At 67.1% G+C, this 21059-nt stretch carries 26 protein-coding genes, 1 tRNA gene and 1 pseudogene; 20 read left to right on the top strand and 8 right to left on the bottom strand.

Annotated elements, in window-relative coordinates:
- The first annotated feature begins 67 nt into the window (after positions 1-67).
- The 7 genes from E3O28_RS05900 to E3O28_RS05870 all read left to right on the top strand — a co-directional run bounded on the left by E3O28_RS05900 (position 68) and on the right by E3O28_RS05870 (position 5423).
- A complete protein-coding gene (locus E3O28_RS05900; protein ID WP_104100729.1) occupies positions 68-505 on the top strand; it encodes an Asp23/Gls24 family envelope stress response protein in 438 nt (145 codons plus the stop codon).
- Positions 502-696 carry a DUF2273 domain-containing protein gene (locus tag E3O28_RS05895; protein WP_338145457.1) on the top strand — a complete coding sequence of 65 codons (195 nt, stop codon included), beginning with the start codon at positions 502-504 and terminating at the stop codon, positions 694-696. Before E3O28_RS05900 ends, E3O28_RS05895 begins: the two co-directional genes overlap by 4 nt.
- A gap of 86 nt (positions 697-782) precedes the next feature.
- Positions 783-1094: a hypothetical protein gene (locus E3O28_RS05890; protein ID WP_241973029.1), complete on the top strand. Its 312-nt coding sequence runs from the start codon at positions 783-785 to the stop codon at positions 1092-1094.
- The gene (locus E3O28_RS05885) at positions 1091-1672 is read left to right on the top strand and encodes a DUF6286 domain-containing protein (RefSeq protein ID WP_134415409.1); all 582 of its coding nucleotides are present in this window, start codon (positions 1091-1093) and stop codon (positions 1670-1672) included. Before E3O28_RS05890 ends, E3O28_RS05885 begins: the two co-directional genes overlap by 4 nt.
- Positions 1669-2289, top strand: coding sequence for a hypothetical protein (locus E3O28_RS05880; RefSeq protein WP_134372028.1), 621 nt, complete (start codon positions 1669-1671; stop codon positions 2287-2289). The genes E3O28_RS05885 and E3O28_RS05880 overlap by 4 nt, the downstream gene beginning before the upstream one ends.
- Positions 2270-3262, top strand: a complete 993-nt coding sequence (locus tag E3O28_RS05875) for an SDR family oxidoreductase (RefSeq protein WP_134415408.1) — start codon at positions 2270-2272, stop codon at positions 3260-3262. Before E3O28_RS05880 ends, E3O28_RS05875 begins: the two co-directional genes overlap by 20 nt.
- Positions 3263-3890: 628 nt before the next feature.
- The gene (locus E3O28_RS05870; RefSeq protein WP_134372024.1) at positions 3891-5423 is read left to right on the top strand and encodes a PTS transporter subunit EIIC; all 1533 of its coding nucleotides are present in this window, start codon (positions 3891-3893) and stop codon (positions 5421-5423) included.
- Positions 5424-5959: 536 nt separating this feature from the next.
- On the opposite strand, the gene E3O28_RS05865 is transcribed toward E3O28_RS05870, so the two are convergent.
- A complete protein-coding gene (locus E3O28_RS05865; RefSeq protein WP_134415407.1) occupies positions 5960-6415 on the bottom strand; it encodes a hypothetical protein in 456 nt (151 codons plus the stop codon).
- Positions 6416-6510: 95 nt separating this feature from the next.
- Between E3O28_RS05865 and E3O28_RS05860 the strand changes: the two genes are divergently transcribed.
- The 6 genes and pseudogenes from E3O28_RS05860 to E3O28_RS05845 all read left to right on the top strand — a co-directional run bounded on the left by E3O28_RS05860 (position 6511) and on the right by E3O28_RS05845 (position 8482).
- Complete coding sequence (locus E3O28_RS05860; protein ID WP_104100737.1) at positions 6511-7086, top strand: TetR family transcriptional regulator; 576 nt, start codon at positions 6511-6513, stop codon at positions 7084-7086.
- A 331-nt stretch (positions 7087-7417) separates the two neighbouring features.
- Complete coding sequence (locus E3O28_RS16265; protein WP_158250256.1) at positions 7418-7570, top strand: hypothetical protein; 153 nt, start codon at positions 7418-7420, stop codon at positions 7568-7570.
- On the top strand, positions 7567-7797 hold the full coding sequence (locus tag E3O28_RS05855; protein WP_134415406.1) for a hypothetical protein: 231 nt from the start codon (positions 7567-7569) through the stop codon (positions 7795-7797). The genes E3O28_RS16265 and E3O28_RS05855 overlap by 4 nt, the downstream gene beginning before the upstream one ends.
- 312 nt (positions 7798-8109) lie before the next feature.
- Positions 8110-8199 (top strand): annotated as a pseudogene (locus tag E3O28_RS16900) (IS5/IS1182 family transposase); the annotation flags it as partial.
- A gap of 34 nt (positions 8200-8233) precedes the next feature.
- Positions 8234-8428: a hypothetical protein gene (locus E3O28_RS16260; RefSeq protein WP_166784756.1), complete on the top strand. Its 195-nt coding sequence runs from the start codon at positions 8234-8236 to the stop codon at positions 8426-8428.
- Positions 8410-8482, top strand: a tRNA-Thr gene (locus tag E3O28_RS05845). The genes E3O28_RS16260 and E3O28_RS05845 overlap by 19 nt, the downstream gene beginning before the upstream one ends.
- Before the next feature lie 97 nt (positions 8483-8579).
- Here the strand turns inward: E3O28_RS05845 and E3O28_RS05840 are convergent.
- Positions 8580-10298, bottom strand: coding sequence for an AarF/UbiB family protein (locus E3O28_RS05840; RefSeq protein WP_134342498.1), 1719 nt, complete (start codon positions 10296-10298; stop codon positions 8580-8582).
- Between the two features lie 183 nt (positions 10299-10481).
- On the opposite strand from E3O28_RS05840, the gene E3O28_RS05835 reads away from it, so the two are divergent.
- Both E3O28_RS05835 and E3O28_RS05830 read left to right on the top strand, forming a co-directional pair.
- A complete protein-coding gene (locus E3O28_RS05835) occupies positions 10482-11180 on the top strand; it encodes an NAD(P)H-hydrate epimerase (RefSeq protein ID WP_241973028.1) in 699 nt (232 codons plus the stop codon).
- Positions 11181-11290: 110 nt separating this feature from the next.
- Positions 11291-11470, top strand: coding sequence for a hypothetical protein (locus E3O28_RS05830; RefSeq protein WP_104100741.1), 180 nt, complete (start codon positions 11291-11293; stop codon positions 11468-11470).
- A gap of 108 nt (positions 11471-11578) precedes the next feature.
- Here E3O28_RS05830 and E3O28_RS05825 read toward each other — a convergent pair whose 3' ends face one another.
- A complete protein-coding gene (locus tag E3O28_RS05825; protein WP_134415404.1) occupies positions 11579-12490 on the bottom strand; it encodes a LysR family transcriptional regulator in 912 nt (303 codons plus the stop codon).
- A gap of 72 nt (positions 12491-12562) precedes the next feature.
- Here E3O28_RS05825 and E3O28_RS05820 point away from each other — a divergent pair, with 72 nt between their 5' ends.
- Positions 12563-13531: a DMT family transporter gene (locus E3O28_RS05820; protein WP_104100743.1), complete on the top strand. Its 969-nt coding sequence runs from the start codon at positions 12563-12565 to the stop codon at positions 13529-13531.
- Positions 13532-13725: 194 nt separating this feature from the next.
- Here E3O28_RS05820 and E3O28_RS05815 read toward each other — a convergent pair whose 3' ends face one another.
- Entirely contained in the window at positions 13726-14652 is a 927-nt protein-coding gene (locus tag E3O28_RS05815) for an ornithine cyclodeaminase family protein (RefSeq protein WP_104100744.1), read from the bottom strand.
- Positions 14653-15072: 420 nt separating this feature from the next.
- Here E3O28_RS05815 and E3O28_RS05810 point away from each other — a divergent pair, with 420 nt between their 5' ends.
- A complete protein-coding gene (locus tag E3O28_RS05810) occupies positions 15073-16029 on the top strand; it encodes a PfkB family carbohydrate kinase (RefSeq protein ID WP_134415403.1) in 957 nt (318 codons plus the stop codon).
- A 15-nt stretch (positions 16030-16044) separates the two neighbouring features.
- Here E3O28_RS05810 and arsM read toward each other — a convergent pair whose 3' ends face one another.
- From arsM to E3O28_RS05790, 4 genes are all read right to left on the bottom strand, one after another.
- Entirely contained in the window at positions 16045-16833 is a 789-nt protein-coding gene (gene arsM / locus E3O28_RS05805) for an arsenite methyltransferase (protein ID WP_134415402.1), read from the bottom strand.
- A gap of 174 nt (positions 16834-17007) precedes the next feature.
- The gene (locus E3O28_RS05800; RefSeq protein WP_134342995.1) at positions 17008-17760 is read right to left on the bottom strand and encodes an SGNH/GDSL hydrolase family protein; all 753 of its coding nucleotides are present in this window, start codon (positions 17758-17760) and stop codon (positions 17008-17010) included.
- Between the two features lie 49 nt (positions 17761-17809).
- On the bottom strand, positions 17810-18418 hold the full coding sequence (locus E3O28_RS05795) for a HEAT repeat domain-containing protein (protein WP_134342996.1): 609 nt from the start codon (positions 18416-18418) through the stop codon (positions 17810-17812).
- Between the two features lie 49 nt (positions 18419-18467).
- Positions 18468-18932, bottom strand: a complete 465-nt coding sequence (locus E3O28_RS05790) for a GNAT family N-acetyltransferase (protein ID WP_158250258.1) — start codon at positions 18930-18932, stop codon at positions 18468-18470.
- A 55-nt stretch (positions 18933-18987) separates the two neighbouring features.
- Here E3O28_RS05790 and E3O28_RS05785 point away from each other — a divergent pair, with 55 nt between their 5' ends.
- From E3O28_RS05785 to E3O28_RS05775, 3 genes are read left to right on the top strand one after another with little or no spacing between them, the layout of a single operon-like run.
- The gene (locus E3O28_RS05785; protein ID WP_134415400.1) at positions 18988-19434 is read left to right on the top strand and encodes a MaoC family dehydratase N-terminal domain-containing protein; all 447 of its coding nucleotides are present in this window, start codon (positions 18988-18990) and stop codon (positions 19432-19434) included.
- A complete protein-coding gene (locus E3O28_RS05780; RefSeq protein ID WP_104100750.1) occupies positions 19431-19865 on the top strand; it encodes a MaoC/PaaZ C-terminal domain-containing protein in 435 nt (144 codons plus the stop codon). The genes E3O28_RS05785 and E3O28_RS05780 overlap by 4 nt, the downstream gene beginning before the upstream one ends.
- A 13-nt stretch (positions 19866-19878) precedes the next feature.
- The gene (locus tag E3O28_RS05775) at positions 19879-21057 is read left to right on the top strand and encodes a UDP-N-acetylmuramate dehydrogenase (protein WP_134415399.1); all 1179 of its coding nucleotides are present in this window, start codon (positions 19879-19881) and stop codon (positions 21055-21057) included.
- The last annotated feature ends 2 nt before the right edge of the window (positions 21058-21059 follow it).

Raw genomic sequence — 21059 nt, 5'->3', positions numbered from 1 at the left:
TGGCAAGCGTCTACATATTAACTATTGCAATACGTCCCGTTCAGGGGACACGAACAAGGAGCCTCCCATGGCAGATCTCACCAGACCTACTCTTTCCACCGCACCGAACTCCGCCTCGGCGACCCCCGGCCGCGGCAAGACCGTGATCAACGACGCTGTGGTGGCAAAGATCGCCGGCATTGCAGCCCGTGAGGTCAGTGGTGTGCACGCTCTTGGCGGCGGAGCCGCCCGGGCGCTCGGTGCCATCCGCGATGCCCTGAACACCTCGGACGTGAGCCAGGGCATCAACGTGGAGGTCGGAGAAACTCAGGTCGCGGCCGACGTCACCATTGTCGCGGAGTACCCCATGGCCCTGCAGGATGTGGCCGAGCGGGTGCGGTCTGCCGTGATCCGTGTGATCGAAGATCTGGTTGGAATGGAGGTCACCGAGGTGAACGTGAACATCAACGACGTGTACCTGCCGACCGACGACAAGGACGAGAAGTCCGAGGCTCGGGTTCAGTGAGCACCTTGGCGAAAACGGGGGCTGTGTTCGGAGCCGTGCTTGCTCTGACGTGGCTGGTCCTTGGCTTTTGGCCATGCGTGTTCGTGGCCGCGGCCATGGCGGTCGGCGCGATCGTCGGGCGGATTATGGACGGAAAGCTGAGCGTTGCGAACCTGGTTGACGCATTCCGGGGCAAGCGGTCGTCGTCATGACAACCCTCAGTTCCGACACAGCGGCCCGTCATACGCTGTCGCCGACGGTGCTCAAAAATGGCCGGACCACCGTCTCGACTCGTGCTTTGAATCGGTTAGTGTGTGCGGTCGCGGCGGACGCTCTGGGCGTTGACCCCTCGGCGGTCGGTGCCGAGATCACCGATGATCAGGGCAACCTCGCCCTCACGGTCAGCGCCCCCATCCGGGTCGTTGCGCTCACCCGTGTGCACCGGGATCCCTCCGTCGTGACTCGCACCGGGGGCACGATTCTGGAGCGGGCCGAGCACGCCAGGCAGCACATTCATTACCGGGTGGGCGAGTTGACCGGTTCCACCCTGTCCCGGGTGGCCGTGCGGCTCACCGGTGCCGACATTCGACCAGAGGGCCGCGTGCGATGACTAAGTATCGTTCCACCTACCAACGGCTCAGCCGTCGCGAGCTTTACTCGTCGCGTTCGGTTGCAGCGATCACTCTCGCGATCCTGGCCATCGCCGCCTGCCTCTGGCTCATGATCGAGATCGTGTTGAACCTGCTCGGCCGGCCGGGGCTCCTCGCGACCCCCGCGGGTATGGCGGGCGCGGTCGCAGGCGTTTCCTCTGCACCGCCCGTGTTCGTGGGCGGGCTCGGCCTCACCGGCGCCCTCATCGGGCTGCTTCTCCTTGTCGTGGCTGTCACTCCTGGCCGGCGATCTCGCCATCTGCTCGAGACCGAACGGGCCGCGACCATCGTCGACAACGAGGTGATCGCATCCGCGTTGGCTCGTGAAGCGGCCCGCGTCGCTGGGTTGGCCCCAGACAACGCGCGGGTCACCGTGACCCCCCGTAGCGCCACCGTGCACCTCACTCCTACCTCTGGAACGGCGATCGATCAGCAGGCGGTGCTCACGGCCGTGCGCGAACAGATTGTGGCTTTTGGATTGCTGCGTTCCCTACACGCGAAGGTCGTTGTTGTCTCCACGGGGAGGGTGGGCGGATGAACTCCACCAATCGCATCCTCAACCGCATCTTTGTTTTCCTGGTCGGACTCCTCGTCTTGACCGGTGGCGCGACCCTGGCCCTGGTGGCACTTGTTCCGCTCGTCCGGGACAGCTGGACGAACGCAACTCGTGTTGGCATCGATAGGGCAACCCGGTGGCTTCAGGCCACCCCCTTTCCCGAATCCTTGATCCCGGTCAGCGGCAGCTGGTTATGGCTCATCGTCCTCGCCGCTGGAGTGCTGCTCATCGCGGTGCTGGTCACCTTCAGCCTGCGTCAAGGCCACGGGCACACCGGCCGGATCGTCTCACTAAACGGAAAAACCAGCAGTGGCGCGGTTGTCATCGAGTCGAGAGTGGCCGAGCACGCCATCCAAGATGCTCTCACAAACCGACCGGAACTTGTTGCCTCCCACGTCTCCACCTACCGCGTCAAGAACCAGTCAGCACTGAAGGTGGCCATCACCTGCCGCCGAGGAATCTCACCTCGGGAAGCCAGCCGGATTGTCAACGAGGTGCTCTTTTCCTTCGATAATCTCCTCGGCCTACAGCTCCCCGCCCTCGTGCAGATTAGCGGCGGCTTCCGCGCGCGAACGACCGATGCCGCCCGCATCCGCTGATGACTCACCGGCTCACAGAAGTCATCTGACGGCGGTCAGCCGTGCTCCCTCAACCGGCAACATCCACCGATTTTCGATAGGGAGTCACGCCTTGACGAACCAAAACGACAACCCAAGGACGAAATACATCACCGGCGGCAACCCCAAGCAGGAACAGAGTCAACCCGGCCTGACCGAGGCGACTCAGCCCCGCCCGGATCGTGGCGAAGACACCTACCATGGCGCCGGAAAACTTGTCGGGAGGCGGGCACTCATCACAGGCGGCGACTCAGGCATCGGCCGGGCCGTGGCCATCGCCTACGCCAAAGATGGTGCCGATATTGCGATCTCCTACCTGCCTGACGAACAGACGGATGCCGAATTCACGGCAGAGCAGATCCGGGCCGCCGGCCGCACCGTCCTGCTCATCCCGGGCGACATCCGCGAGGAAACCCACTGCGTCAACCTCGTAAAGGATACCGTGGCAACCCTCGGCGGCTTGGATATCCTGGTGCTCAACGCCGCCTACCAAAAAAACCGGAACGGTCCAGAAAACCTGTCAACGGCAGAATTCGACCGGGTCTTCAAAACCAATCTTTATGCGACTCTGTGGATCGCGCGCACCGCCATCCCGCACCTCTGGCCGGGAGCATCGATCATCTCCACGTCATCAATCCCGGCATCGAGCCCCGCACAGGTGTTGATCGACTATGCCATGACCAAAGCCGCACTCGTAGCGTTCACACGGGCGCTCGCCCAAGAATTAGGCCCAGCCGGGGTTCGGGTCAACGCAGTCGCGCCCGGGCCAGTCTGGACGCCGCTTATCCCCGCAGCTTCACGGCCAGACAAGCTGTCCACTCTCGGTCGGGAAACCCCACTGGGCCAGGCAGGACAAACAGCCGAACTCGCCGCCGCCTACGTTTTCCTAGCCTCACCCGAAGCGTCCTACATTTCAGGCTCCGTAGTGCCCATAACGCGCGGCCGCAGTTTCTAAGAGTCGAGCGAAAACTCGGACCCTGTGGCGCACGCGCTACACGCAAGTCTACGAAAGAGCCCAGCCGTATTCCTGCTTCTAACGAGGATCGCGGCAATTGTGCGGATAGCCAAGTCAGCGAGATTGATTCAGCGGACACGGGATTACGCGGTTTTTTTTGAGGCTCCTGACTCTTCCGTGGGTCGGCTCCGGCCGGCTATTGTCGCTCCGAACACTTCGGCCACCGCCGTCCTCGCGACAGTTACGGTCGCACAAGCGTTACCCGCCACATACGGCGCACCCGTGTGGTTCCGACAGGGTCGTGGCCTGCCTGACTCCGTTACTGAGGGACTACAACTTACGGTTTCAAAATAACTACATCAACTGCAAAATGGTCCACTCGTTTAAGTGCATCAGAGCCACACCTGATCTCCCCGGTGACCAGTGCGCAGCAGCGCAGCAGAGATTTCAGCCTGGGGATTGTCGAAACCTGCCGTCAACAACGCAGACGAGTGGTGAAAATAATTACCTCTTGACTCCTAAGTCTGTGAAAGCTATTTTCATATTACGACATAATTTTGTAGCCCGGGTTCTCCATCCCGCTAGGAGCCCCGTGCAACCCCGCACTTTGCTCGAAAGGACATCAGTCATGGCCGACTCACGAGTCATCGCAGACCAGTTGCTCATTGGTCTGGGCGGCGCCGAGAACATCATCGACGTCGAGAAATGTATGACCCGATTGCGTGTCGGCGTCCGTGACCAGGATCGAGTCGATGTCGCCGCACTGCGTGCGATCGCCGGGGTGCTCGCCGCGCTGCCCGGCGATAACTGCCAGATCGTGCTGGGCCCGGGTCTGGTCGACCGGGTGGCCATCGACGTGGAGTCGGCCCTCAGCGCCGCCCGCGCGGAAGGGTCGGCTGCCTCCTCGGCCGCTCAGCTGGCCGACAAAGGTGCGGCCATCCGGCAACAGAACAAGCAGCGCAACAACACCCCGGTCAAGAACGCTCTGAGGCGCATCTCCAACATCTTCGTCCCACTGATCCCCGCGCTGATCGCCTGCGGACTCATCGCCGGCATCAACGGAATCCTGACCAACCTGGCCACAAGCGGCCAGGTTCCGTGGTTGGCCACCCTGTCTCCGATCTTCAGCGTCATGTCCAGCGGGTTCTTCGCCCTACTCGCCGTGTTCGTTGCGATGAACGCTGCCAAAGAGTTTGGCGGCACACCCATCATCGGCGGCGTTATCGGGGGAATCATTGTGGCTCCTGCAGTCGCAAACATCGTCGTCTGGGGTCAGCAACTGGCCCCCGGCCAGGGAGGGGTTCTCGGCGCCATGGCCGCCGCCATTCTGGGCGCCTACGTCGAGCGGTGGGCCCGCAGATGGGCGCCCGACGTGCTCGCCTTGTTCATCGTGCCCACGTTGACCGTGCTGATCGCCGGCCTCGCCGCCCTGTTCCTCCTGATGCCGGCCGCCGGCTGGGTGTCTATCCAGATCGGTATCGGCGCCACCTGGCTGCTGAGCACTGCGGGTGTCTTCGCTGGCTTCGTCCTCGGCGGGCTGTTCCTGCCGTTGGTGATGACCGGGTTGCACCAAACACTCACCCCAATCCACACCACCCTGATCGAACAGGTCGGTTACACCACCCTGCTGCCGGTCCTGGCCATGGGTGGCGCCGGCCAAATCGGTGCCGCCATCGCCGTGTTCTTCAGGCTCCGCCGCAACACCAGCATCGGACGTACCATCAAGAGTGCACTGCCCGCAGGATTCCTCGGCGTTGGCGAGCCACTCATCTACGGCGTCACCCTGCCGCTGGGCCGCCCCTTCATCACCGCTTGCATCGGCGGCGCATTCGGCGGCGCAGTAATCGGCCTATTCGATCAGCTCGGCTACACCGTCGGCGCGATCGCCATCGGCGCCAGTGACGTCTCGCTGTTCCCACTGCTCCAGGGCAGCCAGGGCTGGGGCGCCGCCGCACTCGGCTACGCTTGCGGCCTGATCGTCGCCTACACCGTGGGATTCTTCGCCACCTGGTTCTTCGGGTTCACCCGCGACCAGCTGGTACGCCTGAACACCGACGACACTATCGACGCAGGATTGGTGCCCGCCGACGACGTCCCAGAGGGGGCGGACGACCCCGCCGATCAGATCCCCACCCTGGCCGGCTCCCACCACCGCTCCTGAAATCTCAGCTCTCGCCTACTTCGAAAACCGCCCCCGACGTACTCTCAGGGGCAGGCGTTGTGTTGCCGCCCACCGCTATCTCCCAGGGTGGTACGAGAACCGAGTGAGATTGCGGGTGTTGCAGGCGCGAAAGCGAATTCCGCGGCCGAGCGATTCATAGGCGGTCTGACTTGTCGCGACCAGGCTCACCAGGTATCCGCACTCGGCGATGTGCCGCGAGTCGGGTGCACAGTTACCTCTCGCTCCCATCACCTCGAGCACCTGCCGGCGGATCTGCCCTGCGGAATAGGCCACGGCGCCGTGTGCGTCGGGGACCGCACAGCCCGTGATGATCACCAGCCTCACAGCACCAGTCTGGGCGGGCGCTATAAACAGCCCAAGGCCCCCACCAGACCTAGCACCACCCAAACACGCCACTGGTGGACCCGGCGGCGTAGCTTTGGCCGTGGTTAGTGGACACAGGGTTATCCGGCTTGAACGAAGACCTCATTCTGGTGAGGAGACTTACCCCAGGCGCGTGGACGAAGTGGGGATGCTCATTCCGTTATCCGATCAGTGGTGGGAAGCCAGGCGATCATTGTGGTGATCGCGCCGACCGCGGCCACGGCGATGCTCACTGTGCGCCACGGCAGCGGCAGGATGGGGGAGCCGTGTTCGGAGACAACCGCCGCAAAAATTAGCAGCGCACTACCCACGCAGAAGGTGGCCGCGCACCACCACCGAGACCACCATGCTTTGCGCCATGCGCCAACGGACGCGATCGCCCACCCGACCACCCCGACCGCGAAGATGCTGTACAAGAAAATCCAGGGAACAATCGGGTCAGGGATCTTGCCAAACGGTTCGTAGAGCTCCTGGACGTGGGCGGCAATACTGTCACTACTCACTTGGTCGACAGCCATCAAGATGAGGGCCACTACCGTCCCAGCCAATCCCATACCAACACAGATCGACAACGCGACCTGCCGCGATGCCGTGCGTTCCGTCTTCATAACACCCCATTCGACGGTGACTATCAGTTGATTGTGACTATATAAAATTATGGCACTGCAAGTCAAATGCAAGTCACTAGTAGTATCATGGGGAGATGGCATTAGGATTGCGTGATCGCAAGCGACGCGCGGCGATGCGTCACATTCAACAGATAGCGTTGGACTTGTTCGACGAGCGTGGCTTCCAGCACGTAATAGTCGAGAACATTGCAGAAGCTGCCGAGGTTTCTCCTTCTACGGTCTACCGATACTTCGGCACCAAGGAAGGGATCGTCCTTGCCGATGACTTCGACACCCTAAGCGAGGCCGAACTTGCTGCTGTCATCGACGTCACTGACCTACTCGGCACGGTGCGCGCCATCGTGGCTCGGTTTGAGCCAGCACCTGATCAGCACATCCCGGAGGGGAGCCTTGCGCGTCGACGCATCCGTTACTTCTTCGACGAACCATCCGTCCGCAGGTCTTCCTACGAGATGCTGGCCAACGCAGTCGATCGGATCGCTCCAATCCTCGCCGCATCCGGTGGACTCACCACCTCGGAAGCACACATCAAGTCGTCTGCCTTAGTCTTCGGCTACTTCTCCGCACTTGAACAATGGCACCGCAACCCGGCAGGCCGCTCAATCTCGAGTGCACTCGATGACGCACTCGGAGTCCTAAGCCGCCTATAACGACGCGAGACGCGGTGCCCGCGAACGCGGGTCCCTACGGTTGTGCTGGCGTAGCCGCCATCATTTAGAGCGATACCACTTTACAATCTCTGTGCCGCGAAGCAGCTCCACCGGGAAATGGCTCCGACGGCTGCGCCGCTATTTCGTCGCGTTCCGAAAGGGCATGAGCTTGGTTGTGCAAGGTGCTGTCTCCGTGCCGGGGCCGGGGACAGGGAAGCTCAGCGTGGAAGCGGGGCCAATGTCACGCCGGAGCTTGGACTGAGACTATTCCTAGGTGACCTCATCCCAACGGGGGCTTGAATACCCAGCGGGGTGGGGGAAAAGTGAGCTCATGAGGCGAATCTCCTCCAGCGGGGCATCTTTCCTCACCGCTGATGCCCTCTCCGGCGCACTTTTCCACCTCGTCACCGCCCTCGGCATTAGTCAGACAACCGAATCACTCAACCTGCCCACGGTCAATATCACCGGGAAACGATCTTCGTGAAACTAATCGCGGGGCCCATGAGCGAGCTGATCAGCGCCCCCGAGAACTCCCTGTGGGACGAACCGGACATCAGCGAAGTTCTCGCATTCTTCCAAGGCCGCATTCCTGAAGACCTGACCAAGACTGTCTCCGCGGATGGAATCACCTACGCGACCTCGCCCAGGTGCTGCCACCGGTTCTCCGGGCTCAGCAGGCCCGCGCCCACCAGATCGAGCGCGGAACGGTGATCGGCCCGGTTCGTGCTGGCTCGCGGATACCGCGGCCACAACCGCTCACCCGGCGTGCTCGCCCCAAACAACGGCCGGCTCGATACATGCGGGCGCCGCGGCCGAGATCTGGGCGTTGACATCATGGTGGTCAGTGCGGCTTGCCACCACGCCCACACCTCCCGCTCGATCCGATACCGCTCCGCCCGAGCCAACAGGGTTCCCAGCACGTTGAGCTGCAGGGCCGCCTGGTTCCGAAGATATCGGGTGCATCAACATGCGACGAACCTTCCGCGCATCACGGGGGCCCTGTCGAAGTACACGAATCTGTTGGAAGAGCCTCCTAATCATGCCAGTGGCCGCTCTCGCGGCGGTTTGACCACCAAGATTCATCAGCTTTGCGACGGAAAAATGCGCCCGCTTGTGGTTCTTCTGCGCACCGGGCAGGGATTCGCCAATGCTCACGGAGATTATGGCTTCGCTCAGCGTCGACCGGATCGGCCCGGGACGGGCCCGCACTCGACCCGACCGGGTGCTGGCAGACAAGGCCTACTCGGCCAAAGCGCACCGGGCCATGCTGCGAAAACGCAATATCCAGGTCGTCATTTCGGAACGCTACGACCAGATTCGTAGCGCGGGGTCGATTGATTGAATCGGAACGATTGTGATGATTGTGTCGCGGGTTCAATTCCCGCTCCCGCTCCCAGAACGTATGACGAAGGCCCTGCCTCAGGCGGGGCCTTCGTCGTTTCCCGACGCGCGTAGCAGTCGCACGTGGCAGTCGCTCGATTCAGTCGCACGGGTCACGCGCGGCTGCGGGTCACGAGCGAATCCGCGAACGCCGAAACCAGCAGCACCACGGAGCCGGCACCCAGGCTGAACCCGGCCGTCACCGTGCTGATGACCCCCGGGTCCGCCGGTGCGGGTGTCGTGAGGTAGACCAGGGACATCACCCCGGCGGCCCCGCCGACCAGGGCCAGCAGGCTCTGCCGCACCAGCCCGGTGAGCAGCCGCCGGTCGTTCTGGTCCGCGAGCAGCCGCACATTGACGTTGAGGTTGCCCATCTCGAGGGCCTGCCCGATCTGGTCGAAACGCCGGGGGAGCCGGCGCACGCTGGGCAGCAGAGCCAGAAGCTCGGTGGTCAGGAGTTCGCGCACGTTTGCCGGCGCCATCTGGTCGCGGATCTGTACGCTCGCCAGCCTGCGGGACTCCTCGAGCAGGTCGAACTCCGGCATGCTGGAGCGCAGGGTGCCCTCGAGCACCGCGAACGCCCGCGCCGCCGCTACGAACTCGGCGGGGATTCCCACGCCGTACCGGGTGAGGATAGCCACCAGGACATCCACGGTCAGCACGCTGACCCGCGCGCCGGGCCCCAACTCGAACGTGATGAACGCGCTCAGCTCGCGGCGGAACGCCTTCTCGTCCGCACCGTCCCGCAGCGGGGCGACTTTGAGGAGCCCGTCGGCGATGAGCTGGGTGTCGGACTGGAGGAAAGCGATCAGCAGCTCCTGGATCGTCTCCCGCAGCTGCAGGTCGAGCCGGCCCACCGATCCGAAGTCGACTAGCGCGGGGGTGCCGTCGGCCAGCAGCATGATGTTGCCGGGGTGCAGGTCGGCGTGGAAGACGCCGTCGAAGACGATCTGGCGCACGAAGGCGCTGAGCACGGTGCGCATGGCGGCGCCGAGCTCGGCCCGAGGCGCGTCGGACGTCTCGTTCAGGTCGCTGAACGTGTCGCCGACCAGGTACTCCATCACCAGCACGCGATCGCTGGACAGAGACTCGAACAGCTCGGGGAAACGCAGGTCGCCGGCCCGCGGGCCGCGCAGCTGGAGGGCGCGCATGGCCGAGAGGTTCAGCGCCTCCAGCCGGAAGTCCAGTTGGCGCACGAGGTCGGCCGCATAGTCCTCGGCGACCGCCTTGATGCCCAGAGTTCTGGCCTGCGGAGACGTCAGGCTCATCAGGTTCGTCACCCGCACGGCGATGGCGACGTCGCGCCGCAGCTCCGGCACGATCCCGGGCCGCTGCACCTTGACGGCCACCACAGTGCCGTTCATCAGGGTCGCCCGGTGCACCTGGCCGATGGAGGCCGCGGCGATGGGGTCGGGATCGAAGCTGGCGAAGACGCCGGCGAGGGGTCCGCCAAACTCCTCCTCCAGCATCCGTTCGACCTCGCCCCAGGGGGCAGGCTTCACGCTCTGCTGAAGCGTCGCGAGGGCCCGGGCGAATTCCGGGGGCAGGAAGTCGGATCGGGTGGAGAGCAGCTGGCCCATCTTGACGAAGGCTCCACCGGCCTCCTCCAGCGCGGCCCGCAGACCCTCGGCCTGCACGGCGCGAACGGCTGCCCCGCTCGGGTTGGTCGTGAAGTCGAGCCGCCGCACCGGCAGCAGTCCATTCTTCCGGGCGATACGCACGAGTTCGGCGAAGCGGCGGCCGCGCTGCAGGAAGGGCCGCGGGGGAGCCGGGCGGCTCCGCTCGGTGGCCAGAGTCAGTTTCGGAAGGGTGATGCCGCGTGCGCCGGCCACTGTTTCAGCTCTCTTGTCGCGCGCCGGCCGGAGTGGCGGGCGATCAGGACTTCAGCATGCCCGGTCAGGATGGGAGACGGGTGCGAACCGGGTGGCACGAGGGGGCACGGACAGATCTCGGCAGGGCTCGGCCGGTCGCCCTCGGTGCCGTGAGCCGCACCGCCGCGGGAGTACTCTGGCGACGTGAAAACCTACACCGCCGCCCAGATGCGCGAGGCCGAGACTCCCTTCCTGGCCGAGGGCGTGCCTCTGATGGAGCGGGCATCGGCCGCGCTCGCCGCGGAGACGGCGGCCCTGCTCGAGGAGCTGCTCACGGAAAGCGGGGGAGTGCCGGACGCGCGGGTGCTGGTGCTGGCCGGTGCGGGGAACAACGGCGGCGACGCCCTGCACGCGGCCGCGCTGCTGGCCGCGCAGGGTGCCTTGGTGACCATCGTGCCCACGTCGGCACAGCTCCACGACGGCGGCCTCAGCGCTGCCCTGGCGGCCGGGGCGGCGCTGCTGCCCCTGGCTGAAACGGATGCCGCTCTCGCCCGAGTGGCGCGGGTATCCGCCGTGATCCTCGACGGCATCCTCGGCACCGGCACGAGCACCAGCCCGGCGCTCCGCGGGCGGGCTCGTGAGGTGGTGGCGGCCATCCTTCCCGCGCTGCACGACCCCGGTGCGCCCCTCGTGGTGGCGGTGGACTCGCCCAGCGGGATCGGCGTCGACGACGGCGCCGTGCCGGACCCCACCGTGCTGCCCGCGCACCTGACGGTGACGTTCGGAGGCTGCAAACCAGGTCTGCTGCGGGAACCCGCGGCGAGCCTGGCCGGACGAATCGTCGTGGCCGACATCGGCATCGGCGACGAGCTCGAACGGATCGCGGCCCGGGATCGCGGGTAAGTTCTCTCTCTGCTGTTTCCACGGTCGGCGCCGTTGCGTATCCGCACCCGGAGCATCAATGGACGGTAGTCATTTCCTCCCGCCCAAAGGCACTGAGGGGGGCCGATACCGTGATCACAGTTCCGCCCGCAGGGTTCGTCGCCGTCTTCGGTATGCTCCAGACCCCTGCCGGGCTGTGGCTGTTCCTGCTGGTCCCCATCTGGTTGGTGTGGGAGATCCCCGCGATGGTCAGGCATCAGCAGTTCACGTTCGATGTGCAGCGAGACAGGGCGCAGCTCGTCGACTGGTGAGGCGACGCATCCGTCGCCCGTCCCCGCTCTCGCGGGGTAGGGTGTCCGCTGGAAGACCTCGGCGACATTGACCATGCCGGTGAGTCGGACATCCTCTCAACGCAGCGGTCATTCCGTGCGGGAGCCGGCCACCGCTCGCAGCTCGCCCAGCACCCGGCGCACCGACGCCCGCAGCAGCGTCTCGGGGCGGCTGAGAACGTCGATCTGGCGGCCGACCCGCAGGTCGTCGATCGGCAGCAGCACCAGGCCGGACCCTGGCGCCGGGGCCATCGTGTACCGGGGCAGCAGTGCGATCGCGGACCCCGAAGCGACCACGGAGGCCGCCACGAAGAACTCGTTGATGCGGTGCTCGATCCGTAGGGGGTGCCCGGCGCTCGCCGCGACGACATTCACCGCCTCCGCGAGCGGGAAGCCCGGGTGCCCGGCGATCCAGGGCTCGTCGGCGATGTCGGCGACCGACACCGACGACCGACCGGCCAGAGGATGTCCGACATGCAGCGCCACATCCAGCGGTTCGTAGAGCAGCGGGGTGACCGTGACCCGTTGCGGCCAGAGGGGATCGTAAGGCAGCCGGTGGGCGATGACGAGGTCATAGTCGGCGACCAGTGCCGGGAAATCCTGCCGTGCGACATCCTCGTCGCCGCACCGGATTGGCGTCCCGGTGGGTCCGGCCGGACTGGCCAATCGCGAGATCAGAGGCCCGAACCAGGCCAGCCCAGCGCTGTGGAACGCCGACAGGCTCACCGGCGCGGCCGGCTCTTCGTGGAAATGTGCCACCGACTGCTCGGCGGCGGCCATCGCGGTGGACACGCTGGCGGCGGCGGTAGCGAGAGCCGTGCCGGCGGGTGTCAGCACAAGCCTGCGCCCGCGTCGTTCGGTCAGCGCCACGCCCGTGCTGCGCTGCAGCGCGGACAGCTGCTGCGACACCGCCGACGACGAGACGAACAGCGCGCGGGCCACCGCGGCGACGCTGCCGCGCTCGCCGAGTTCCCGCAGGATGAAGAGCTGATGCAGATCCATAAGCAAACACTAAAGTGTTAGTTCAGAATTGGTGATCTGGACTTAACGGATGCCGCCCGGCAGCATTGGCCCATGACCTTCCTCCCGCGGCTCGGACGTTACCGCATCGACGCCGTCCTGCTGCTTGTCGCGCTGGTCTGGGGTGGCAGCTACCTCGCCGCCAAGGTGCTGACCGAGCAGGCGAGTGTGGGCGCCGTGCTCGCGCTGCGCTTTCTGGTGGCTGCGCTGGCGCTGCTGCTGATCTGGGCGTTGAGCCGGCCTCGGCGGCCGACCCGCGCCGAGCTGGCCGGGGGCGCGCTGCTCGGGCTCACCCAGGCGGCGATTCTCTGGTTGGAGACGGCCGGCGTGGCCGTGACCTCGGCCACCAACGCGGGCCTGATCATCAGCTTGACGATCATCCTCACCCCGATCCTCGAGTCGGTCGCGGCGCGCAACTGGCTACCGCGTTCGTTCTTCGTGGCTGCGGTGCTCGCGGTCGTCGGGGTAGCGCTGCTCGTTTCCGGCAATGGTTTTCGCGCCCCGAACCCTGGCGACCTGCTCATGCTCGCCGCAGCGCTCGTGCGCGCCCTGCACGTCACCATGGTCGGCCGGGTGACCCGCGCCGACGACGCCGGCCGCCGGCCCGGGACGCTCACGATCACGCTGGTGCAGGCCGCCGTGGGTGCCCTGGCGTTCACCGCAGCGGATGCGCCGGGAACACTTCGGGCGATCGGCGCCTTCGGTCCGGCCGCCTGGCTCGGGGTGCTCTACCTCGGTCTGGCCTGCAGCGTGTTCGCGTTCCTGGCCCAGACCTGGGCGATCCGGCACACCTCGGCCGCGCGGGCCAGCCTGCTGATGGGCACCGAACCGGTCTGGGCGGTGGTCGTGGGGGTGAGCCTCGGCAGTGAGAACCTCGGCCTGGTGGCGGTGCTCGGGGCAGGCCTGATCATCGCGGGCACCTCGTGGGGACAGCGGGTGGAGCAGGGGCACCGACTACGGGCGGCGGCCGACGTGCTCGCGGTGCCGGCCCGGTCACATCCGTCGCCCGCGGCCATCGGCTGAAGCCGGGTTCGGCTGCAGCTCAGCGAGCGCGCGCGCTCGCCTGCATTAAATCCAGCCCGAACGAATTCGACGGAGATTTTGCCTGAAACGGTCTCAAACCCTATGAAACAGCGCCTTGATGAGAAAATCTCCGTCGAATTGGTTCGACGCTACACACGGCGCTCCGTGATGAACGGCGTACACGCGCGGTGGGATTAGGGGCGGAAGACGGCCTGGGCGACCACCAGGTCCTGCCAGGACATGCCGGAGCTCGTGAAGACGCGGGGACGCGACTGGTCGACGGCGACCGTGCCGGTCAGGATGTCCCGCATCGGCACCAGGGAATCGGCCTGGATCACGCCCTCCCGGAGCGGGATCAGCACGTCGCCGCCCTCCCGCAGCGCGACCTGGCTGTCTTCGACGACGACCTGCGCGCGTCCGATCAGCTCGCTGGAAAGCTCACGGGCGTCGGGCTCGTGCGACCCGACCGCCACCGTGCAGGAGTTCCGCGGCACCAGGGACCCGTCGAACAGCGGGGTGCGGGCGGTGGTGGCGCAGACGATGAGCTGAGCGTCGGCCACGGCGCCGGGGGTGCCGGTCTGCGCGGGCAGCCCGCCCGCCCGCACCTGCTCGGCCAGTGCCTCGGCGCGGCCCGGGTGCCGGCCGACCACGGTGACCCGACCGACCCGGCGGATGGCGCGCATCGCCTCGACATGCCCGCGCGCCTGGGGTCCCGCGCCGAACACCACGAGGTGCTCCACCTCGGCGGGCGCGAGCAGGTCGGCGACGGCCGCCGACACCGCCGGGGTGCGCAGGGTCGTCAGTGCGATGCCGTCGAGCAGGGCGACCGGGCTGAGCGTGACAGCATCCATCAGCAGGTAGACGCCCTGGATGCGTGACCGGCCGAGCTGCGGGTTGCCCGGCGCAACGGTGGCGATCTTGACGCCCACGAACTCCGCGGACTGCGACGGCATGAGCAGCAGCTGGCCCCGGTCGAGGGGCAGGATGCTGCGGCTGAAATCAAGCGCCGGGTCGAGCCCAGCCCGCACGGCGACCTGCAGGGCGCGCGCCGCGGCGCCGACGCCGACGCGGGCGAAGATCTCGTCGGCGGAGATCCACGGGGTGGGTGCATCGGAAGCCATGCTCCGACTTTACGTGTCGGAGTGTGGGGGCAGGTCACCCCGATGATGTCCTGCCCCCGACGAGGGGTGCTTCGCTCCGGTCTCATACGGACCCTGCAATCAGGGACTAAGGACCGGTGTTCGGGGAGCCACCCTGCCTGTGTTCGAGCGTACGACGATGCCGCGCCCGGCGGAAGGGTCTGGACAAACGCGGCCGCATTTGGTTTCGCGGGCTGACTCGGGGTGACGCGGGGTGACACAGGCCGGCTCGGGCTAGCGCCCCGAACGAATTCGACGGAGATTTTGCCAGAGTTGCTCCTCAACGCGTCTAAAAAGCAGTTCTGCACGAGAATCTCCGTCGAATTGGTTCAATATCGATGAGGACTCACTCACCTAGGCTTGGTGCGACAGGGTTGTTGGCAGGGGCAAGGGAGAGAGCGAATGACTGAGCAGAGCCTGACTGAGCGGAACCTGACTGAGCAGAGCCTGACTGAGCAGAGCCTGACTGAGCAGAACCGGGTGGTCGTGGTCGGCGACGCACTCATCGACGAGATGCTGAGCCCGGGGTCCCGCCTGGAGTTCCCCGGCGGCGCCGCCCTCAACGTGGCCGTCGGCCTGGCCGTGCTCGGTGTGCCGACCACCCTGATCGCCATGGTCGGCGATGACGCCGACGGTGCCCGGCTGCGCGAGTTCCTCGCCGCGCACGACGTGACGTTGGTCGCCACACCCGGGCCGTTTGGCAGCTCCCGCGCCACCTCCGACCGCACCGACGGCGAGCCCACCTACGCCTTCAATGAGGCCGCGCGGAAGCGCCGCATCGAGTTCGGCCCGGCCGAGCGCGCGGCCCTGGACAATGCCCGCCTCGTGGTCGTGAGCTGCTTCCCTTTCGATGACACGGCCCAGACGGATGCCTTCATCGCCGCGGTCGCGGAGCCGGAACGCCGCCTCGTGATCGACCCGAATCCGCGTTCGGGCATGCTCGCCGACGGCGACCTGTTCGTGGCGAACTTCGAACGAATCGCTGCCCGGAGCCTCCTCACGAAGGTGGGGGACGAGGACGCCGAGCTGCTCTACCGCAGCACCCTCGAAGAGTTGCGGGAGCGGCTGCTGGCTGCCGGCACGCAGACGGTGCTGGCCACGGCCGGGCGCGCGGGGGCATCCGTTGCCTGCGGCGCCGATCTGCGGGTCAGCGAGCCGATCGCCGTGCTTCCCGGCGCCGTCGTCGACACCATGGGCGCGGGCGACGCCACCCTCGCCGGGGCCGTGCAGACCATGCTGACGAGGGGCGTGCCCACGGATGCCGCGGGCTGGCAGGCCCTGCTGGCCGACGCCATGCTGATCGCGGCCGCCACCTGCCGCCGGGAGGGTGCCCTGCTGCGCGTACCCACCGCGGGTTAGGCGTCGCTGGCCCGTCTAGGCGGCGCCGGCCGGCTTGACCGCCCGCACAATGGCGCCGTGCATCCCGTCGGTCACCCCGTGGGTCAGGGTGACGCCCACCTGCTCGAAGCCCGCGGCGGCGAGCAGGGACTTGTACTCCGTGATCGAGAGCGCGCCGGCGATGCAGCCCACGTGGGAGCCGCGCTCGGCCCGCTGGGCGGGAGCGAGGTGGTTCTCGGCCACGACGTCGGACACTCCGACGCGGCCGCCGGGCCGTAGCACGCGAAACATCTCGCCGATCACGGCGGGTTTGTCCGTCAACAGGTTGATCACGCAGTTGGAGATGACGACGTCGACGCTGCCGGAGCCCAGTGGGATCTCCTCGATCGTGCCTTTCAGGAACTGGACGTTCTGCGCCTGGGCTGCGGCCGCATTGTGCCGGGCAAGGTCGAGCATCTCGTCGGTCATGTCGAGGCCGTAGGCGAACCCGGTGGGGCCGACCCGGCGGGCGGAGAGGAGCACGTCGATGCCTCCGCCCGAGCCGAGGTCGAGCACGGTTTCGCCGGCCTGCAGGTCTGCGACCGCCGTGGGGTTGCCGCAGCCGAGGCTCGCCAGCAGGGCCGCGCCCGGGAGGTCAGCGGTCGACGCGTCGTCGTAGAGCGCGGAGCCGAAAACCAGGCTCTCGTCGATGGTGGCCGGTTCGCAGCAGCCGGCGGCAGGCGTCTCGGTGAGCAGCGACCGACGCCCCTCATTCGTAACCGAGACGGCCACGCTCGCGTAGCGGGCCCGCACCTCTTCGCGCACCGGGTTACTATTCTCGCTCATGGTGTTCTCCCTCGACTGAGACCTACATACATTGATGACTATCGATGCAATCTACCGCCGAAAATCGATCGCCGTCAATCCGCGCGCGTGAGGGGACGCAAATCGACTCTCCCGGGCCGGATGCGGGCCCGACGCGGCAGCCTGGTCGCGGCGCGGGCGCCCCTTCCGGAAAGATCAGCCGACATCGACCGGCTCCAGGGTGGGCCGCTTGGGCGGGCGGCCGTCTCCGGAGGAGCGTCCGGTGAGCCGGCGTCCGATCCACGGCAGCACGAACTCGCGGTAATACGCGGTCGTGCTCTGCACCTGCTCGTCGGCCGCGGCGGGCGCATCCAGCCACTCCACCGGAACCGGCACCCCCAGCTCGGCCAGCACGTTTGTGGCCACCCGGGTGTGCCCGAGCGCGTTGAGGTGCAGTTTGTCGACCGACCAGAACCGCTTGTGCTCCAGCTCGGAGTCGGCCCAATTGTCGACGAGCGTGACGCCCGGCCGGTCGAAGGCGGCGCGCGCGGCATCCGCCAGCTGATCGCCACGCCGGCGCATCAGGTTGCCGAGCGGCAGGTGGTGGGAGGGATTGCCGCCACTGAGCACCAGCACGTGCACGCCCTGCGCCTCGGCCCGGTCGACGACCTTCCGCATCAGGTCGACCACATAGGGGATCTCGACCCGCGGCCGCATCACGTCGTTGCCGCCGCCGCAGATGCTGAGCAGGTCGGGGCCGAGCGCGAGCGCGGACTCCAGCTGCTCCGCCACGATCGGGCCGAGCAGCCGACCGCGCACGGCGAGGTTGGCGTAGGAGACGGGGTGGGCGGATGCCGCGGCGAGCCCGAGCGCGACCAGGTCGGCCCAGCCGCGCACCTGGCCGCCCGGCAGGTCGTCACCGACGCCTTCGGTGAAACTGTCGCCCATGGCCACAAAGCGATGGAACATCCGGACCCCCCGTCTCGGTACTGCGCGTGTGTCCCGGTTCCGGGCTCGGCTACGCGCTCGGGTGGGTGTGCCGGGTTCCGTGGGTCTGCTCGGTGCCCTGGCCCTGCTCGACCGTAAGGTTCCACCGTGCGTTGAGCACGTCGCGGGCCTGCTGGGCCGCGCGGCGCACCTCTTTGTCGGGGTCGCGCAGACGCTGCACGATGGTGGCGAGGTGGTCGGCGGTGCCCTGGGCGGCCAGCGCATGCAGGGCCGCGGCGCGCACGCGCGGAACCTCGTCGGTGGTCAGGCGCACCAGCTTGGGCGCCACCTCGAGGCCGCGCAGCAGGACGACCTTGGCGCACATCTCGCGCACCCGCCAAGCCTGGTTGTTCATGCCGACGACGATGTACGGTGCTGCCGAATCGCCCCAGACGTAGAGCAGCGCACGGGCACCCCACAGCTCGGGCCAGTAGAGGGCGGGGGCACCTTCGAGGATGCCCAGGGCGTGGCGTCCGCCGGCGTAAAGCAGGAAGTCCTTGCCGGCGTTCTTGGCGCGGAGTAGCGCGACGGAATTGTCGATGACGGCCTGTTCGCCATAATGCGCGACGGCCGCATGGATGCGTTCGGCCGTGGGCAGGTCGATGGGAAGGTCGGGATGTGGCTCTAATTTGTTAGGCATGACGTGTCTACGCTAGCAAGCGGGCGTGTCGCAGGCCAATGCCGGACTGTCAGGCGGGGCGTTCCGGGGAGGCAAACGTGCGCTCGAACCCGGTCGCGTTCTCGTAGATCCCGTAATTGCCGATCTCCCGGTAGCCGAGGCGCCGGTACAGCGCGAGCGCCTCCGGCTGCGCGTGGCCCGTCTCCAGGCGCAGGTGCCGGTAGCCGAATTGCTGCGCCACCTCCTCGAGGGCGGCGAGCAGGGCCACGGCGTGGCCCTGCCGGCGGTAGGCCGGGTTGGTCCACATCCGTTTCACCTCGCCGGTCGTCTCGCTCAGGCGACGGATGCCGCCACCCGCCACCGTCACGCCCCCATCGAGCAGCACGAGGAAGGTGCCGCTCGGCGGGGCGAAGGCATCCGCCGGCACGTCGTGCACCGAGTCGCCGTCGCCGTAGCGCTCGTCATACTCCCGCGCCAGGTCGGCCAGGAGCGGGACCACCTCAGGGTCACCCAGACGCACGCGCTTGATCTTCACACCAGCCAGTCTGCCCGATGGCGCCGTCCCCGGCCGAGGCCGGTAAACTCGGTCTGTGTCTGTCAACCCCGAACTGCAGGGCCGGGTCTTCCCGCCCGTCGCCCCCTATCTCGTCGGCCGGGAGAAGGTGCGCGAGTTCTCCCGCGCGATCTTTGCCACGAGTCCGATCAACCTCGACCCGGAGGCCGCGCGCGCCGCGGGCTACGCCGACGTCGTCGCCCCGCCCACATTCGCCGTGGTCGTTCAGGAGGCCACCCTGGCGCAGCTTCTGGCCGTCCCGGATGCCGGCATCGACTTCACCCGCGTCGTGCACGGAGACCAGCGGTTCACGTTCAGCCGCCCGATCGTGGCCGGTGACGAACTCACCGCCACGCTCCACGTGGCCGGCGTAAAGAGCCTCGGCGGCCACTCCATGGTGACGGCCGTGTCAACCATCGTCGACGCCGCCGGCGCGCACGTCGTGACCGCGACCTCCACCCTTGTCGTCAGGGGAGACGAATGACCATCATCGCTACGCCCCGCCTCGCTGATCTGACCGTCGGAGACGTCGTCGCCGAGGGCACGTTCCCGCTCACGCGCGACTCCCTCGTGCACTACGCCGGGGCATCCGGAGACTTCAACCCCATCCACTACCGCGACGACGTGGCCGTGTCCGTGGGATTGCCCGGCGTGCTCGCGCACGGCATGCTCACCATGGGCTTCGCCGTTCAGCCGGTCGTCGCCTGGGTCGGCGACCCCGGCCGCATCGTGGACTATCAGGTGCGGTTCACCCGCCCCGTGCTCGTGCCGGCCGACGGCGCGGCGGTCGTGACCGTGGTCGCCAAGGTCGGCGCCATCGACACGGATGCCGGCGTCGCCCGCATCGACCTCATCGTGTCGTCGGGCGAGGTGACTGTGCTGGGCAAGGCGCAGGCACGCGTGCGCCTGGTCTGAGTGGTCGTTCCCGATGACGAGCCCCGCTGCCTCCGCGCCGACCTTTGCCGACCTGACCACCATGGGCGTCGGCGGCCCTGCCGCCCGGATGGTGTCGCCCGCCACCGAGCAGGACCTTGTCGACCAGACCCTGATCGTGTGGGCCTCGGGCGATGAGTGGCTGCTGCTCGGCGGCGGATCGAACACGATCGTGGCCGACGAGGGCTTCGACGGTACGGTGATCCGGGTGCTGACCCGCGGGGTGGACGTTGTCTCGGCTTCCTCTCCCGCGTCCCCTTCGCCGTCTGATCACCCGGACCGGCTGGTGCTGCGAGTGCAGGCCGGCGAGCCCTGGGACGAGCTGGTGGCCTACACCGTGGCGCAGGGCTGGTCCGGTATCGAGGCACTCTCCGGCATCCCCGGTTCGACCGGGGCCTCCCCGGTGCAGAACATCGGCGCCTACGGCCAGGAACTCGGCAACAGCCTGGCTGCCATCGACTTCCTCGACTACGACAGTGGCGAACGGCGACGGATGGAGGCTGGCGAGCTCGAACTGGGCTACCGCACCTCGGCTCTGAAACAGGGGCTCCGCGGTCTGGTGATCGCGGTCGAATTGAACCTGCACGACACGCAGAGCGAGGCATCCGTTCTCGGCGGCGCGCTCAGCCGGCCGGTGTCCTACCCGCAGCTCGCGACCGCACTCGGCGTGCAGCTGGGCGATCGGGTGCCGCTCGCGCAGCTGCGGCGCGCCGTCCTGGCCCTGCGCGCCGGAAAGGGCATGGTGCTCGACCCGAATGACGCCGATACCCGCAGCGCCGGCTCCTTCTTCACCAATCCGATCGTGTCGCTGGCGTTTTCGCGCACATTGCCGGACGCCGTGCCCCGCTGGCCGCTCGGCGAGCAGGAACTGCCCGACCGGGTGATCCCGCTCGACGAGTATGCCGGCGTCGGACCGATCCCCGGGGAGCGGTCCGTGCCGCTGGTGAAGCTGAGCGCCGCCTGGCTGATCGAGCACTCCGGGATCTCGCGCGGCTTCCGGCTGCCGGGCTCCCGCGCCGCGATCTCCAGCAAGCACACCCTTGCGCTGACCAACACTGGCGGGGCCACCGCCGACGAGATCGCGCAGCTCGCCCGGCTGGTGGAGGCTCGCGTGCAGTCCGAGTTCGGCGTGATCCTGCAGCCCGAGCCCGTGCTCGTCGGCCTCGACGCCTAGCG

The sequence above is a fragment of the Cryobacterium sp. TMT2-14 genome, assembly GCF_004402465.1.
Classification (GTDB): Bacteria; Actinomycetota; Actinomycetes; order Actinomycetales; family Microbacteriaceae; genus Cryobacterium; species Cryobacterium sandaracinum.
The sequence above is the reverse complement of the archived record's forward strand: the minus strand, read 5'-3'. Positions and strand labels throughout refer to the sequence as shown.